This is a genomic window from Polymorphospora rubra (genome assembly GCF_018324255.1).
In the GTDB taxonomy this organism is placed as follows: domain Bacteria; phylum Actinomycetota; class Actinomycetes; order Mycobacteriales; family Micromonosporaceae; genus Polymorphospora; species Polymorphospora rubra.
The window spans coordinates 6,588,465-6,602,527 of sequence record NZ_AP023359.1; the positions used below are offsets into that span (position 1 = coordinate 6,588,465).

Sequence of the window (14,063 nt, forward strand, 5' to 3'; positions counted from 1 at the left end):
AGCGTGTTCTGGACGCCCCGCACCGCCCTCGGCCGCCTGCACGACGCCTGCCTCGACCTCGACGCGGCCACCGTGACCGCGGACGAGGTCCGTGCCGCCATGACGATCGACGACCCGCGCCACCCGCGTACCCCGGTCGTGGTCCCGATGACCGAGGAGGAGGCGCGGGTGCTGGCCGACACCTGGCGGGAGCTGGCCGACCTGGCCGCCGACCTCGCCGGCCGGGCGGCCCGGGTCGCCGACGCGTGCGCCGCCACCGCCGCCCACCGGTCCCGCTGAGCCGCGCGCCGGCCGCCCTCAGCCGCCCTGCCGGATCCGGTCGACCAGGTCGCCGACCTCGGTCCGGATCCGGGCCAGCTGGGTCAGGTAGGTCCAGTAGTCCGGATGCGGCACGTCCAGCTTGTTGACCATCGTCTGGAGCAGCGCCGACCTGCTGTCGAGCTGCCGGGCGCTGTCACCGGGCGGCCCGCCCGCCAGCCCCAGCACGAACCGCTGCGCGTCGCGGATCACCCGCCGGGTCCGTTCCGACTCCGCCCGCGGATCGTCGCGTACGGCCCGCAGCGCGGCGAGCCGCTCGCCCGGCGCGTCGACGGTGTCGGTCACCCGCTCCAGGTGCGCCCTGGCCCGGGTGACGCCGTCCCAGGCCGCCTCCCACTCGCCGGCGGCGGCCCGCCGTTCGGCGTCCTGTACCGCGGCGACGGCCGCGTCGAGTTCGGTGTGCGCCGCCTTGGCGCCCCCGGTCAGGTCGGTCCAGCAGGCCGCCACGAACTCCCGGCGCAGGTCCGACATCCGCTCGTCGAGCTGCCCGATCCGGTAGCGCAGCCCGTCGATCCGGGTGCGCAGGCTGCCGAGCGCCTTCGGCGTGCGCTCGGGCAGCGTACGCGCCTCGTCGGCCAACCGGCGGGCCTGCTCGGCCTGCTTGCGGGCCTCGGTGACCGCGGCGCGTACGCCGACTCCGGCGCGCCCGACGGCGGCCTCGGAGATCTGGTGGTAGGCCTCCCGGGCCCGGGCCAGTTGCTGCTGTGCCCCGCCGGTGTCGCGGCCGGCGGCCCTGGTCGCCTCGATCGCCGCGGTGGCGTCGGCCAGCGCGGCGCGGGCGTCGCCGGCCTGCTCCTCGGCCGCGGTGATCGCCGCGGCGGCGTGCGCCATCCGGGTCCGGCACCACTGCGCGAACCGCGCCAACGCGGCCCGCGCGGCGTCCAGGTCGGCGCGGGACCGCTCCAGGGCCGCGGTCGCCGGCGGGGGCGCGTCGGGCGCGTTCAGCGCCAGGTAGGCGGCGACGGCCTGCTGGCACTGCCCGGCGGCGGCGTCGTACGACCGCCGGGCGGCGGGCACGTCGGCGGGGGCGAGTACGCCGAGCAGGAGGTCGAAGTCGGCGGCGACCGACGTCTGTTCGGTGTCGAGGGTGAGGAACGCGTCGGCGGCCCGGGCGGCGGCCTGCTCCGCCTGCCGGGCCTCTTCGGCCCGCTGTCGTCGACGGTTGCTCCACACAGTGTGCAATGGTGCCCGATCGGCGCACCCCGCGCGCAACGCGTGGCCCACATCCGATGATCGTCCGGACCCGGCCGCCGCCCGAAGCGGTGGACGACCCGTGGCGGCTTTTGTGTAACGTTCAGTCACGTTCGCAGAATCATCGCGTGTGGGAGGGCTCTTCGTGGGTGTAACTCTGTCCAAGGGTGGAAATGTCAGCCTGACCAAGGAGGCGCCGGGTCTCACCGCCGTCAACGTGGGCCTCGGCTGGGACGTGCGGACCACGACCGGCACCGACTACGACCTCGACGCCAGCGCCCTGCTCTGCAGCGACGCCGGCAAGGTCCTTTCCGACCAGCACTTCGTTTTCTACAACAACCTGACCTCGCCCGACGGCAGTGTGGAGCACACCGGTGACAACCTCACCGGTGAGGGCGACGGCGACGACGAGACGATCAAGGTGAACCTGGCCGGGGTGCCGGCCGAGGTGACCCGGATCGTGTTCCCGGTGTCGATCCACGACGCGCAGGGCCGCAACCAGTCGTTCGGCCAGATCGAGAACGCCTTCATCCGGGTGGTCAACCAGGCCGACAACCGGGAGTTGGCGCGGTTCGACCTCTCCGAGGACTACTCGACGGAGACGGCGATGGTCTTCGGTGAGCTCTACCGGCGCGGCGCCGAGTGGAAGTTCCGGGCGATCGGCCAGGGGTACGCCTCCGGCCTGCACGGGATCGCGACCGACTACGGCGTCAACGTCTGACGGTCCGTTCGAGGGGCGTGGGATGGGCCGACCGGCTCCTTCCACGCCCCTCGTCGTCGGCCCGGCCCGCCCTCGCGTCGACACGCCCCAGGTCAGTCTGCTTTGTCGGACGGCACCGTTACAGTGTGGCCCGACATCGCGGATGATCAAGGAGATTCCCCGTGCGAGCATTCGAACCGGGCGGCGGCACCACGACGGTCCCCCGGACCGCCCGCGCCGACGTGCCGGTGCCGGTCCAGACCGGACGGTCGCAGCCGCCCGCGCCGGCGGCCCGCGTCGACGAGGACCGGTTCGAGATCCCGCCCGCGTGGCGGCGCACCATCATCCCGCGCCGCGGCGGCGCCGCCGGCCCGCCGGTGCACGCCGGCCCGGCCTCGGTCACCGCCGCCGACGAGTTCCTGGCCCCGTTGCGCGCCGGAATCGACGCGCTGCTCGCCGACCCGCACACCGACCCGCGGACCGCGGCCGTCGCCCGCGCCCATCTCGCCGGCGAACCGACCCCGGCCGGCGCCGCCGCGGTCGCCGCCGCCGCCAGCCACGCGTACGGCTGGGGCAACATCGACCGGATCCGGGCCCTGGCCGACGGTTGGGTGGCCGCCCACGGCGTGGTCTTCGCCGCCCGCGCCGTCGTCGAGCTGAGCGGACTCGCGGTCGACCACGGCCCCTACCCGCCGCGGGGCGGCCGGGTCCGGATCGGCCGGCACACCGACCTGTCCGCCGCCGGCTGGAGCCACCACGCGCACTGGCTCGCCGTCGCCGCCCGGATCCGGGCCCACCTGGCCGCCGCCACCGACGCCGACCACGTGGCGGCCGTCGACGCGCTCGCCACGCTGCGCGCCGGGTCGGCCCGGCAGCGGGTCGCGATCTGCTTCCTGCTGCCCACGCAGACCGACTGGGTCGACCAGGAGTGCCGGGCCCTGCCGGCGACCAGCGACTACGCCGTCGGCGGCCTGCTGTGGTGCGCGATCGGATCGCTGCCGCAGCTCGACCTGATCGCCGAACACGTGCGCACCTGGTGGGTGATCCAGCACCAGAGCCTGGTCACCACCGTCGTCGACGGGATCGGGCCGGCGATCGCGCCCCGGCTCGCCGACTGGTTCGACCGCGACTACGCCGACGCCGACGCCCGGCAGCGGCTGCTGGACGCGCTCGCCGTCCTGCCGACCGACGAGGCGCTGCGGCTCCAGCTCGACCGCCTCGACCAGCCCCGGGTGCCGGCGTCGGTGCAGGCCGCCGCCCGCCGGTTCCCGGTCCGGGCCGTACGCCTGCTGGCCGAGGCCGCCGGCGGGGCGGCACCGCGCGCCCGGACCGCCGCCGACCTGCTGCGGGCCCATGTGTCCGCCCATCCGGCCGCGACCGCCGCCGCCCTGCCCGCACTGTCCGGCGACGCCCGCCGCCGGGTCACCGCGGTCCGCGACGGCGGCACCGGTCCACACGAGGAGATGCCGTGAGCGAGCGCGGCGAGCGAGTCGGTTGGCTCGGGTTGTCTCGTGCCGGCCGTGAGCGTAGCGAGGGGACGGCATGAGCGAGGGGAGCGTGCCGGTCCGGGTGCAGCGGCCACCGGCCGAGGTCCGGTACGCCGACGAACTGGCCCGGCTGCGCGAGACCGACCGCGGCGAACGGCCGCCCGGCTGGGCGTTGAGCCTGCAGGCCGCCCGCGCCTTCGTCCTCGGCGACGAGCGGGCCGGCATCAGCGGCAAGTTCGTCGGCGACCCGTCCCTGATCGACCGGGCCCTGGTGGCGCTGGCCACCAGCCGTGGGCTGATGCTGGTCGGCGAGCCCGGCACCGCCAAGTCGCTGCTGTCGGAGCTGCTCGCCGCGGCGGTCAGCGGCGACTCGACGCTGACCATCCAGGGTGGTGCCGCCACCACCGAGGACCAGATCAAGTACTCGTGGAACTACGCCCTGCTGGTCGCCGAGGGGCCGTCGACCCGCTCGCTGGTGCCGGCGCCGCTGCTGCGCGGCATGGCCGAGGGCCGGGTGGTCCGCTTCGAGGAGATCACCCGGTGCCCGCTGGAGGTCCAGGACTGCCTGCTGTCGCCGCTGTCCGACCGGGTGCTGTCGGTGCCGGAGCTCGCCGGGCCGGACGCGATGGTCTTCGCCCGGGAGGGCTTCAACGTCATCGCCACGGCCAACACCCGCGACCGCGGGGTCAACGAGATGAGTGCCGCGCTCAAGCGGCGGTTCAACTTCGAGACGGTCTTCCCGATCCCCGACCTGGCCACCGAACTCGACCTGGTGGAGGCCGAGGCGGGTGCGCTGCTGCGCCGCTCCGGGGTGACCGTGCCGCCCCGGCGGGACGTACTCGAGGTGCTGGTCACCACGTTCCGTGAGCTGCGGGCCGGCACGACCGGCCGGGGTGAGCCGATGGACCGGCTGTCGGCGGTGATGAGCACCGCCGAGGCGGTGTCGGTGGCACACGCCGTCGGCCTGCGGGCCTGGTTCCTGCGCGGTGACGCCGGCACCCCGGCCGACATCGTGCCCTGCCTGGCCGGCACCGCGGCCAAGGACGACGCCGAGGACCTGGCCCGGCTGCGCCGCTACCTGGAACAGCGGGTGCCCCGGCACGCCGGCGCGCACTGGAAGGCGTTCCACGACGCCCGGCACCTGCTGCCCGGCTGATGACCGCACCACCCGCCGGCCCGGTCGCCCCGGCCGACGTGACCTACCTCGGGGTACGCCACCACAGCCCGGCCTGCGCCCGGCTGGTGGCGGCCACGATCGAGGCGCTGCGGCCGGCGTACGTGCTGGTGGAGGGGCCGGCCGACGTCAACGACCGGCTCGACGAACTGCTGCTCGGCCACCGGCTGCCGGTCGCCGTCTTCACCTCCTACCGGGACGGCACCCGGGCCCACGCCTCGTGGAGCCCGTTCTGCGACTACTCCCCGGAGTGGGTGGCGCTCACCGCCGGCCGGCGGCTCGGGGCGCAGGTCCGGTTCATCGACCTGCCGGCCTGGCATCCGGCGTTCGCCGACCGGACCAACCGCTACGCCGACGCCGAGCGGCGCTACGCCGAGGTCGTCGACCGGCTGTGCCGCGTCTTCGCCGTCGACAACGTCGACACGCTGTGGGACCACCTGTTCGAGATCCAGCCCGACGACGGGCTCGCCGAACGGCTGGCGACCTATTTCGACCTGGTGCGCGACGGGTCGGCGGCCGGCGACGACGACTGCGCCCGCGAGGCGTACATGGCCCGGTGGGTCGACGCCGCGGCGGCGCACGCCGGCGGACGCCCGGTGGTCGTGGTGTCCGGCGGCTTCCACCGGCCGGCGCTGATCCGGCTCGCCGGCACCGGCGACGGCCGCTGGCCGGACGTGCCCCGGCCGCCCGACGGCGCCCGCGGCGGCAGCTACCTGGTGCCGTACTCGTTCCGCCGGCTCGACTCCTTCGACGGCTACCAGTCGGGCATGCCGTCGCCCGACTACTACCAGCGGCTGTGGGAGCACGGCGCGGCGCGGGCCGCCGACGACCTGACCGCGTCGGTCGTCGCCCGGCTGCGCCACCGCAGGCAGCGGGTCTCCACCGCCGACCTGGTCGCCGCCCGCACGATGGCGGCCGGCCTGGCCCGGGTACGCGGACACCGGCCGCCGGCCCGCGCCGACGTCCTCGACGGCCTCGTCTCGGCGCTGGTCGACGAGGCGCTCGAGGTGCCGCTGCCGTGGACCAGCCGGGGCCGGCTGCCGGCCGGTACGCACCCGGTGGTCGTGGAGATGGTCGCGGCGCTCAGCGGCGACCGGGTCGGCGAACTGCATCCCGACACCCCGCTGCCGCCGCTGGTCGACGACGTCACCGACACGCTGGAACGCCACGGGCTCGCCGCTGCCGGCGACGTCCGGCTCGACCTGACCGGCGCGGACGACCTGACCCGCAGCCGGATCCTGCACCGGCTGCGCGTCCTGGGCGTACCCGGGTTCCGGCGCGACGCCGGCCCGACGCCCGGGGTCGACGCGGTCCTCGTCGAGCGGTGGTCGGTCGAGGTGCGTGACGACCGGCTGAGCGCGCTGATCGAGGTCGGCGGGTACGGCGCCACGCTGCGCGACGCGGCCGCCGCCCGGCTTGCCGAGCGGGGCACCAACGCTGCGGGCAACGTCGACCGGCTGGCGTCGGTGCTGTTCGACGCCGCGCTGTGCGGGATCGCCGACCTGTCCGGCGACGTCCTCGACGAGGTCGCCCGATCGGTCGGCGCGGTGCGGGAACTGGCGCCACTGGGCCGGGTGCTCGCCGTCGCCCTCGGCCTGTGGCGGCACGACCGGCTGTTCGGGGTGGCACGGACCGGCGTACTCGGTGCGGTGATCTCGGCGGCGGCGGTGCGGGCGGTGTGGCTGGCGGAGGGGATCCGGGGCGGTCCGGCACCGGCCGAACCGGCGCGGCTGGCGGCGGTGGCGGCGTTGCGGGACGCGGTGGTGCACGCCGGGCCGGTGCTGGAGCTGGACCGGGCGGCGGTGCTGGCGGTCGCCGGCCGGCTGGCCGCCGACCGGGACGTGCCACCGGACCTGCGCGGCGCGATGTTCGGCCTCACCTGGGCGCTCGGCGGCGGCGCCGACCCGGTCGCGGCGGTACACGCCGTCGGCGGCACCAGCACCCTCGGTGACTGGCTGGCCGGGCTGTTCGCGCTGGCCCGTGAGGAGATCCTGACCGCCGACCCGGCCCCCGACCCCGACGGCGGGTCCGGCCGCACCGATCTGCTCGGGGTGCTCGACGGCCTGGTGACCGCGATGCCGGAGCGCGAATTCCTGGTCGCGCTGCCCGGACTGCGGCAGGCGTTCGCGTTCTTCCCGCCCCGCGAACGCGAGGGTGTCGCCGGGCGGCTGCTGGCCCGGCGGGGACTGGGCGGCTCCGGCCGCGCCCTGCTGCGTACGGCCGTCGACCCGGCCCTGTTCGCCCGTGCCCGCGAACTCGACGCCGACGTCGAGGCGGTACTCGCCCGCGCCGGCCTGCTCCTGCAGGAGACACCGTGACCGGGCGGAGCGAGGGAACGGGCGGGCTCAGGTTGTGTCACGCGGCCGGCGACCGGAGCGGGGTGGGCGCGTGAGCGCGCCGGTGCCCGACGAGGGGCTGGAGCGGTGGCGGCTGGTGCTCGGCGAGCCGGCCGACGCGTGTGCCGGGGAGGGCGGGCTCGGCGACCGGGCGGCGGCCCGCGACGCCGCGCTGGACTGGCTGTACGGCCGTGACGAGGAGCTGGCCCGCCGCGACGTACGCCGTGGCGGTGCCGGCCCCGCCGGCGGCGACGGCCCGTCGGTGCTGACCACCGTCGACTGGCTGGACGAGATCCACCGGCTGTTCCCGAAGGAGACCGTCGAGCGGCTCGAACGGGACGCGGTCGAGCGCTACGAGATCCACGAGGTGGTCACCGACCCGACCGTACTGGCCCGGGTGGAGCCGAACGCGACCCTGCTCAAGGCGGTGTTGCGGACCCGGCACCTGATGAACCCGCAGGTGTTGGTGCTGGCCCGGCGGATCGTCGCCGCCGTGGTCGCCGAACTGCTCGAGCGGCTCGCGCCGCAGGTCCGGCAGGCGTTCTCCGGCACCCGGTCGCGGCGGCCGAGCCGGCTCCGGGTGTCGCGCAACTTCGACGTACGCCGTACCCTCGCCGGCAACCTTGCGCACTACCAGCCCGAACACCGCCGGCTGGCGATCCAGACCCCGTACTTCGTCTCCCGGACCCGCCGGCACCTCGAGCGGTGGCAGGTGATCCTCCTGGTCGACCAGTCCGGGTCGATGGTCGGGTCGGTGATCCACTCGGCGGTCACCGCGGCCTGTCTGTGGGGGCTGCCGGGGGTCAAGACGCATCTCGTCGCGTTCGACACGAACGTCGTCGACCTCACCGCCGACGTCGACGACCCGGTGGAGCTGCTGATGCGGGTGCAGCTCGGCGGCGGCACCGACATCGCCCGGGCGGTCGCGTACGCCGCCGGCCTGATCGAGAACCCGCGCCGGACGATCGTCGCGCTGGTCTCCGACTTCTACGAGGGCGGGGATCCGGGGCAGCTGGTCCGTGGCGTCGCCCGCCTCGTCGAGCAGGGCACCCAGGTGCTGGGCCTGGCCGCGCTCGACGAGGACGCCAACCCGAGCTACGACCGGGCGATGGCCCAGCGGCTGGCGAACGTCGGCGCGGGGGTGGGCGCGATGACGCCGGGCCAGCTCGCCTCCTTCGTCGCCGAGCAGGTGGGCCGGTGACCGCGCGCCGCGCCGACCTGCTGGCGCTGACCCCGGACGCGCTGGCCGCACTGACCAACCGCGGCCTGCTCAAGCGTGCCGCGAAGGCGGTCGACGCCGGCGACGGCCCGGAGGTCGGTATCGAGCCGGACGGCACCCTGACCGGAGAGCACCCGGACGGGGTACGGACCCGGATCGGGGCGGGCGCCGACCTCGACGCGGCGGACTGCGACTGCGGCGCCCCGGGCGCCTGCCGGCACGTGCTGACCCTCGTGCTGGCCTACCAGGCGACCGCCGCCGCGGCGGCCGCCCCGACCGGACCGGCCGCCGCCGGCCCGGTTCCGGCCGGTGGCCGGTCCGGCGGCACGGCCCCCGCCGACGCCGTACCGGGCAGCCCGCCGCCGACCGCGCCCGCCGTGCCCGACTGGTCGCCGGGGGAGTTCGGCGACGACGAGATCGAGGCACTGATCGGCAGTCGGGCGCTCGTCCTGGCCCGCCGTACCCACCGGCGCGGCTACAACGCGCTGGTGCGCCGACCGACCGCCGTCGATCCGGCGCCACTGGTCGAGCTGCCGTCGTGCACGGTCCGGTTCCTGGTGCCGCACCAGCTCAACTACGCGCACACCGCAGCCGCTTCCGGCGCGCACGGGGAGGCGGTCGCGTTGGCGGTGTGGGCGTGCCGGGTCGCCGACGAGACCGCGCCGGGGGTGGCCGAGACCCGGGTCGAGGTCGGCGGGGCCACCGCCGGCGCCGACGGGTCCGGCCTGACGGCCGCGCTGGAACTGGCCGACGAGGTGCTGCTCGACGGCGCGGTCAACTCCGGTGGGCTGGCCGCCGGGTTCGCCGTCGTACGGCGCGATCTCGAGGCGGCGAACCTGCGCTGGCCGCTGCTCGCCCTCGACGATCTCGCCGGGCAGCTGACGGCCTACCGGGAGCGCAGCGCCCACCATCACCCCGAACGGGTCGCCGAACTCCTCGCCGAGTTGCACGCCCGGCACCGGGCGGTGACCGGCGCCGGTGCCGGCGCGCGTTCGCGGGTGCTCGGCACCGAGGAGGCCGCCGAGACCCCGCTGCGCCGGGTCCGGCTCACCGGCCTCGGCTGCCGGGTCGCCGGCACGGCCGAGGACCGTACGGTGGAGGTGTTCCTGGCCCAGGCGGATTCGCCGACGGTGCTCGTCCTGCGGCACCGGTGGCCGGTCGCCGACGGCACCGGTCCGACCGGGCCGGAGATCGCCGGGCGTCGGGTCGGCGGGGCCACCGTCGGCGCGCTCGCCGCCGGCAACCTGGTGACCGAGTCGGCGGCGCGCAGCGCCGCGCACCGGGTCCGGCTGGCGACCCGCCGGATCGCGGCGACGACCGTGTCGCCGTCGTCCGGTGCCTGGCGGTCGCTGGCCGACGGACTCGTGGTCCGGGACCTGGCCGGGCTGGCCGCCGCCCTCGAGGCGCTGCCGCCGCGGATGATCCGGCCCCGGGTCGACGCCGAGTCGTTCCGGGTGGTCGAGGTCGCCGACGTACGGTCCATCGGCTACCGACCCGGCGACCAGCGGCTCGACGCGGTGGTGGCCGACCCGACGGGCGGTACGGCGACGGTGTCCGCGGTGCACCGGGCGGTGTCGCCGGGGGCGCTGGAGGCGCTGGCCGCGGCGCTGCGCGGTGACCGGGGGCGGCCGCGGTTCGTCAGCGGCGCCGTGCACCGTACCCGGGGTGGTCTGGTGGTGGTGCCGGCCGCGGTCGCGGTGGACGGTGCCGTGGTGGTGCCGGATCTCGCCGGCGGCGACGACCGGGGGCAGCTGGCTCCCGGCGTCGCCGCGGTGGCCGACGAGCTGGGCGACGCCGTCGACGCGGCGCTGGGGCTGCTGGCCGAGCTGGCGCACCGGGGGGCCCGGCACGTGCCGGTGACGTTCCCGGGCCGGTTGCGGGCCGCCGGACGAACGCTGGCCGGGATCGGGCTGCGGCGCTCGGCGGAGGCGCTGGAGGGGCTGGCCGCCGGGCTCGCCGCCGATCCGACGTCGGTGTCGGGGGCGTGGGTGGACGCGCAGATCCGGTTGTCGGTCACCGCCGACCGTCGTTGACCGTCGGGCCGCCCCGCGCGCTGGCCCCGGAACCGCGCAATGCATTGGTGCCGTGGCCCTATTCGAATTGGTCGGCCGCCGGCCTCAGGTCGAGACGAGCTGGCCGTAGACCCCGGTGAGCCGCAGTTGCCGTTCGACAAACGGGGCGACCGCCCGGACCGTGTAGTCGACCCCGGAATCGATTGCGGCGTTGTAGCCGGCCACCAACGCCCCGATTCCCGTCGAATCGACGAAACTGACGTGTAGCAGGTCGATCACGATACGTGGTGGTCGCTGCAGCTCGACCAGGTCGACCAGCATCGCCCGCAGCGCGTCGTTGGCCGCCAGGTCGAGTTCCCCGCGCAACTCGACCACGACGGTGCCATCGTCGAGTTTCTGCTGGCTGACCACTGCGTCTCCCATGGGTTGCCCTTCCTCTTCGCGACGATGTTCTCGCTTCCCACGGTAGGCGAGGATCAGTTCGGACGCAGGGAGCGCACCCGTCCGGGCGGTGCCGGACGCGGCCGGACGGTGCCGCGACCTGGTTCGGCGCGGCGGCCATTACCGTGCGGCGCCCCGGTCCGCCCACGTCATTGCGCGCACGGTGAGGTTGTGATCGCTATTCGTCATTGCGGGATCGGGCTGAATGGTGCCGCCATGCCGCAACAGAAGCGTAATCTGGCACGCACACCTCGGATTTGCTCTTCGACCTTGTGCTACGCGAGACTTGATCTCCGCCCTGACCGCCTTTCTAGGAGATTCCATGGCCCGACAGGTAATTACCACACTCATCGACGACCTCGATGGTCAGCCGGCCGACCGGACCGTCGAGTTCGGTATCGACGGCGTGAACTACACGATCGACCTCTCGGACGCCAATGCCGGCAAGCTGCGCGCGGCTCTCGACGAGTTCATCAAGGCCGGCCACCGTATCGGTCGGGGTGGTGTGGTGCGTTCGGCGAACCGCCCGGTCGGCCGTTCGGTGGCGACCAGCACCAGCGGCCGTGACGAGAATCGCGCGATCCGTGCCTGGGCTGCGGAGAACGGTTTCGAGGTTTCCGACCGGGGCCGTATTCCGCAGGAGGTCAGTGACGCCTATCGGGCCGCGCACGGTCGGTGACCCGTCCCGTGTCGGAGCCGTCAGTCGGGCGGGGTGCGCCTGACGGCCCGACCGGCCGTACGTGCGCCCGGACCGTGCCGGGCCGTTGTGCGGTGCCATCGAGGGCGATCGTCCGCCGCCGCCGTCCGGCGGTGACCGGTCCGGTCGCCCCCGCGGCCGTGGTGCCGGCCCGGGACGGCCGGACGTTCGCCTTTTTCGGGATCGCCCGGCACCGCCGGAAACGGTAGGTTTCTCGCCGTGGAAGAGATCGACCGCGCTATCGTCGCCGCCCTCACCGCGGACGGCCGGCTGTCCTACACCGACCTGGCGGAAAAGGTCGGGCTTTCCGTGTCGGCGGTGCACCAGCGGGTGCGTCGACTCGAACAGCGGGAAGTGATCAAAGGCTATTCCGCCCGGGTGTCGTTCGAGGCGCTCGACCTGCCGTTGACCGCTTTCGTGGCGATCCGGCCGTTCGATCCGTCACAGCCCGACGACGCGCCGGAGAGGTTGTCGCACCTCCCGGAGATCGATTCCTGCTATTCGGTGGCGGGGGAGGACTTCTATCTGCTGCTGGTGCGGGTGGCGGGCCCCACCGACCTCGAGCGGGTCCTCCAGGAGATCCGTACGGCGGCGAACGTGACGACCCGTACGACGGTCGTGCTGTCCACGCCGTACGAGAACCGGCCGCCGAAGGTGGCCCAGCAGCCGGCGCCGTAGCCCCGGCGCCGCCCTGGGCACCGGGGCCAACGTGTGCGCCGGTCAGTCGGCGACCACGTCCGCGACCACGCAGGCGATGTTGTCGGGTGCGCCGTGGTCGTGGGCGAGGGCGATGAGCGCGTCGACGGTCCGGGCCGGTTCGCCGGCGTCGCGCAGGGTGCCGTGCAGCGCGGCGGGCGGTACGACCCCGGACAGCCCGTCGGAACAGAGCAGGTACCGGTCGCCGGCCAGCGCCCGGTGGAGCGACAGGTCGGGTTCGGTGCCGGCGGCCCCGGTCAGGGCCCGGGCGAGCAGGGCCCGCTGCGGGTGGGTGAGCGCTTCCTGCGGGCCGAGCCGTCCCTCGTCGACCTGTGACTGCACCCAGGTGTGGTCGTGGGTGAGCTGGCTGAGCCGCCCCTCGCGCAGCAGGTAGACGCGGGTGTCGCCGATGTGGGCCAGGGCGAGGTGCGAGCCGGTCCACAGCATGGCGGTCAGCGTGGTGGCGGCCTCGCCGCCGCCGGCCGGGACGTCGGCGCCGACGTGGTCCACGGCCCGGTTGGCGCGGGCCACGGCGTCGGCGAGGGCGCCGAGCGGGTCGTCCACCGCAGCGGTCTCCAGTGCGGTGAGCGTTTCGACGGCGGCGGCGCTGGCCCGGCCGCCCGGCCCGCGGGTGCCGTCGGCGACGGCGAGCAGCCGGGTGCCGGCGTAGGCGACGTCCTCGTTGGTGTCGCGTCCCTCGCCGGCGTCGGTGCGGGCGGCGGGGCGGATGCCCAGTGGGTTGTCGTACATGGTGGCCCTTCCTGACAGGTCCTCCACGAGCCGGGTGGCGAGCCGCTGGCGTACGGCGGTGTCGGCGGCGACATGGGCCCAGTAGGCGGCGACCTCGTCGGCGGCCGCGGTGGGGCCCAGGTCGCAGACGGCCCGGATCCGGGCCAGCGGCATGCCGATCCCGCGCAGCCGGGCGATGAGGCGGGCCCGGTCGAGCTGCGCCTCGTCGTAGTACCGGTAGCCGGTGTCGCCGTCGACGGCGGCCGGCGGCAGCAGACCGAGTTCGTCGTACAGCCGCAGGGCCTTGGCCGACAGCCGGGTGGCCGCGGCGAAGGCTCCGATGGTCAGCAGTGGCACTCCCGCCCCCTTCTCGTGCCGGCCGGTCGACCGGTCACCTGATGCTGCGGCCTGCCCCAGGGGAAGGGTCCAGTCCGCGTTCTCAGGTGTTCCAGCGCAGGATGACGGGGCGGGAGTGTTCGTGGCCGAGGGCGGACAGGGTGGCGGTGTCGAGGCGGAGCCGGCCGCCGGCGGCCGGGGGCAGGGCGATCCACCGGGCGCCGGCGACGCGCAGGCAGTGCCCGTGGGCGACGAGGGCGACGTCGCCGTCGGCGAGCAGCGTGGTGGCCCGGGCGAGGACGCGGTCGAGCCGGGTACCGACCTGGTCGGGGGTCTCGCCGTCGGGCGCGCCGTCGGTCCACAGGTTCCAGTCGGGCCGGTCGGTGTGGATCTCGGCGGTGGTGCGGCCCTCGTAGCTGCCGTAGTTCCATTCGGTGAGGTCGTCGTCGACCGCGGTGACGGCCAGGCCGGCGAGTTCGGCGGTGCGCAGGGCCCGCCGGCGGGGACTGGCGAGGACGGCGGCGAACCTGCGGCCGGCGAGCCGGTTCCGCAGGTCGCGGGCCTGCCGTTCGCCGTCGGGGCTGAGGTCGAGGTCGGTGTACGAGGTGTGCCGGTGGGTGGCGCTCCACTCGGTGTGGCCGTGCCGGACGAGGACGATCTCCGCCATGCCCCCAGTCAACCACCGACAGCTTCCCGCCGTTTACCTAGCATCCTAGGATGCGCTAGC

General features: G+C 75.2%; 13 protein-coding genes. 9 read left to right on the forward strand and 4 right to left on the reverse strand.

The features are described 5' to 3' along the window. Positions 1-3: 3 nt before the first annotated feature. Entirely contained in the window at positions 4-279 is a 276-nt protein-coding gene (locus Prubr_RS29620; protein ID WP_212818160.1) for a hypothetical protein, read from the forward strand. Between the two features lie 18 nt (positions 280-297). Here the strand turns inward: Prubr_RS29620 and Prubr_RS29625 are convergent, their stop codons facing one another. Next, entirely contained in the window at positions 298-1,491 is a 1,194-nt protein-coding gene (locus Prubr_RS29625) for a hypothetical protein (RefSeq protein ID WP_212818161.1), read from the reverse strand. Between the two features lie 163 nt (positions 1,492-1,654). Between Prubr_RS29625 and Prubr_RS29630 the strand changes: the two genes are divergently transcribed. The 6 genes from Prubr_RS29630 to Prubr_RS29655 all read left to right on the forward strand — a co-directional run bounded on the left by Prubr_RS29630 (position 1,655) and on the right by Prubr_RS29655 (position 10,458). Beyond that, positions 1,655-2,230: a TerD family protein gene (locus tag Prubr_RS29630; RefSeq protein WP_212818162.1), complete on the forward strand. Its 576-nt coding sequence runs from the start codon at positions 1,655-1,657 to the stop codon at positions 2,228-2,230. Positions 2,231-2,391: 161 nt separating this feature from the next. After that, the gene (locus Prubr_RS29635; protein ID WP_212818163.1) at positions 2,392-3,681 is read left to right on the forward strand and encodes a hypothetical protein; all 1,290 of its coding nucleotides are present in this window, start codon (positions 2,392-2,394) and stop codon (positions 3,679-3,681) included. Positions 3,682-3,751: 70 nt separating this feature from the next. Further along, entirely contained in the window at positions 3,752-4,852 is a 1,101-nt protein-coding gene (locus Prubr_RS29640; protein ID WP_212818164.1) for an ATP-binding protein, read from the forward strand. Then, the gene (locus Prubr_RS29645; RefSeq protein ID WP_212818165.1) at positions 4,852-7,188 is read left to right on the forward strand and encodes a DUF5682 family protein; all 2,337 of its coding nucleotides are present in this window, start codon (positions 4,852-4,854) and stop codon (positions 7,186-7,188) included. Before Prubr_RS29640 ends, Prubr_RS29645 begins: the two co-directional genes overlap by 1 nt. Before the next feature lie 82 nt (positions 7,189-7,270). Continuing rightward, complete coding sequence (locus tag Prubr_RS29650) at positions 7,271-8,407, forward strand: VWA domain-containing protein (protein WP_212828695.1); 1,137 nt, start codon at positions 7,271-7,273, stop codon at positions 8,405-8,407. Next, positions 8,404-10,458, forward strand: a complete 2,055-nt coding sequence (locus tag Prubr_RS29655; RefSeq protein ID WP_212818166.1) for a hypothetical protein — start codon at positions 8,404-8,406, stop codon at positions 10,456-10,458. The genes Prubr_RS29650 and Prubr_RS29655 overlap by 4 nt, the downstream gene beginning before the upstream one ends. An 84-nt stretch (positions 10,459-10,542) precedes the next feature. Here Prubr_RS29655 and Prubr_RS29660 read toward each other — a convergent pair whose 3' ends face one another. Then, entirely contained in the window at positions 10,543-10,860 is a 318-nt protein-coding gene (locus Prubr_RS29660; protein ID WP_212818167.1) for an STAS domain-containing protein, read from the reverse strand. A gap of 340 nt (positions 10,861-11,200) precedes the next feature. Between Prubr_RS29660 and Prubr_RS29665 the strand changes: the two genes are divergently transcribed. Together Prubr_RS29665 and Prubr_RS29670 are read left to right on the forward strand one after the other, a co-directional pair. Then, positions 11,201-11,557 (forward strand): histone-like nucleoid-structuring protein Lsr2, encoded by a 357-nt coding sequence (locus tag Prubr_RS29665; protein WP_212818168.1) that lies wholly within the window; start codon positions 11,201-11,203, stop codon positions 11,555-11,557. A gap of 237 nt (positions 11,558-11,794) precedes the next feature. Next, entirely contained in the window at positions 11,795-12,253 is a 459-nt protein-coding gene (locus tag Prubr_RS29670) for an Lrp/AsnC family transcriptional regulator (protein ID WP_212818169.1), read from the forward strand. Positions 12,254-12,295: 42 nt separating this feature from the next. Here Prubr_RS29670 and Prubr_RS29675 read toward each other — a convergent pair whose 3' ends face one another. After that, entirely contained in the window at positions 12,296-13,357 is a 1,062-nt protein-coding gene (locus tag Prubr_RS29675) for a MerR family transcriptional regulator (RefSeq protein ID WP_212818170.1), read from the reverse strand. 82 nt (positions 13,358-13,439) lie between these two features. Then, entirely contained in the window at positions 13,440-14,003 is a 564-nt protein-coding gene (locus Prubr_RS29680) for a histidine phosphatase family protein (RefSeq protein WP_212818171.1), read from the reverse strand. Between the last annotated feature and the right edge of the window lie 60 nt (positions 14,004-14,063).